This is a genomic window from Emticicia sp. (assembly GCF_049241225.1).
Classification (GTDB): domain Bacteria; phylum Bacteroidota; class Bacteroidia; order Cytophagales; family Spirosomataceae; genus Emticicia.
In genome coordinates, this window is sequence record NZ_JBMLRC010000490.1 from 1 (window position 1) to 1,567 (window position 1,567).

Here is a 1,567-nt window from a genome sequence, read left to right on the forward strand (position 1 = left end):
CTCAAAATTGCTTCACGATATTTAGCTATTTTATCCATTGTATAATTATATTTTGGGTTGGTTCAAAAACCAAAATTTTTGCTCTTATTCTCTCCAATGACTTTTGGATAATCGGTTTTAGAAAAAAACGTTCCCAAACTTCATCGGGTATTGCTAAAAAAAGAACTCTATTTGGGTCTGCTATTTCTAATGCAACTGCGTAATCATTAAATTGTCCAACGGCTTTATGAAACTCATTGATTGTAGAAGGACCAACAAAACTTTTAACCTCAATGGCAATCTTTTGTTCATCTTTTTCAGCCGCAATTAGTGGTTCAGCAGCAAAATCAATCTCATAACCAACATCATCAATTTTTACAGGATAGGGGTCATGCGTAATTAACCACCCATCCTTTTCCAAAGCTTCACGAACATTTTTATGATAAAAATCTCTCGCCATTATTCAAATAATTATTTGATGTTCTTTATCCCCCCAAAACTCACATTCTTACAAATTAGTTTTTTCTTCAGCGTTTCTTCTTTTCAATTCCTCAATCGCTTTCTGAAATTCAGGACTTTTAAAGTCTTGTCTAATTTCCTCTTGCGTTTCCCTTTTACTTTCCATCAATTTTTGTGCGAAAGCAATGGCTTTTGGACTGCTGGTTTTAAAACTTATTGTTATCATATTAAACTAATTTTTTACAAATTTAATCAGTTTTTTGAGTTTTGCTCAATACTTTTTGGTCTTTAAAAGCAACAAAAAAATATTTGGTTTAAGCAGATAGTTATCAAAATTTATATGTTTAAAATCTCAAAAACTCACATTCTTATAAATCCGCTTCATCGAAATTTCCACGCCGAGCGATTGTAAAGGCAATTTCCCTTCAATATCCATTACGATAGTTTCGTGCCAAAGACCAGGGCGTTCTCTATACCAAACTTCGGCATAGCATATATCTTGGCGTATCATCACATATTCTTTGAATGATTCAAGGGTTTTGTATCTGTCAAACTTGCCAGTACGGTCATACTTTTGTGTACTTTTCGATAAAACTTCTACTACTAAAATGGGGTTGATTAAAAGTAAATCGTCATTATCCCAAAAAAGTGGTTTTTCGCAAACTGCCAAAGCATCGGCATAGACACCTTCATCAAGGCTTGGAAAATAAATTTTTTGGTCAGAGCCATAAAAAAGATAATTCTTCCCTAAATTCTCTGTTGTGTTTGTCATTTCAACAGCAATATTCATTGCTATTAAATTGTGAGGGCCTCTTGCGTTTGGCATTTTGATTATTTCGCCGTTTATAAATTCGTGTTTGTGGGTTGAGTTTGCTTCTTTTCGTAAATACTCTTCAAGCGTATATTTACGAGTAGGTTTATGCAAAATCAACTTTGGACTTACTTCTTTAGTCATTTTCTGAATATTTATACACAAATTTAAACAGTTTTTTGAGTTTTGAACGCTTCATAAGCAAGTTTTCAAGGCAATGTTAAACAAAAATCCCCTTCGATTTAAACCGAAGGGGATTGTATTTTTTAGAAAACATATTTCGTAGAAAGGAAGTGCGAGCTATGCTCTTCGACAATC

The 1,567-nt window shown here is 33.2% G+C and carries 3 protein-coding genes; all 3 read right to left on the reverse strand.

Features of this window, described 5'->3' with window-relative positions; genetic code table 11:
* Positions 1 to 25: 25 nt before the first annotated feature.
* A complete protein-coding gene (locus ACOVO2_RS25455; protein ID WP_421772682.1) occupies positions 26 to 439 on the reverse strand; it encodes a XisH family protein in 414 nt (137 codons plus the stop codon).
* Positions 440 to 487: 48 nt separating this feature from the next.
* Positions 488 to 664 (reverse strand): hypothetical protein, encoded by a 177-nt coding sequence (locus tag ACOVO2_RS25460; protein WP_421772683.1) that lies wholly within the window; start codon positions 662 to 664, stop codon positions 488 to 490.
* 126 nt (positions 665 to 790) lie between these two features.
* Positions 791 to 1,393 (reverse strand): Uma2 family endonuclease, encoded by a 603-nt coding sequence (locus ACOVO2_RS25465; protein WP_421772684.1) that lies wholly within the window; start codon positions 1,391 to 1,393, stop codon positions 791 to 793.
* Positions 1,394 to 1,567 lie beyond the last annotated feature (174 nt).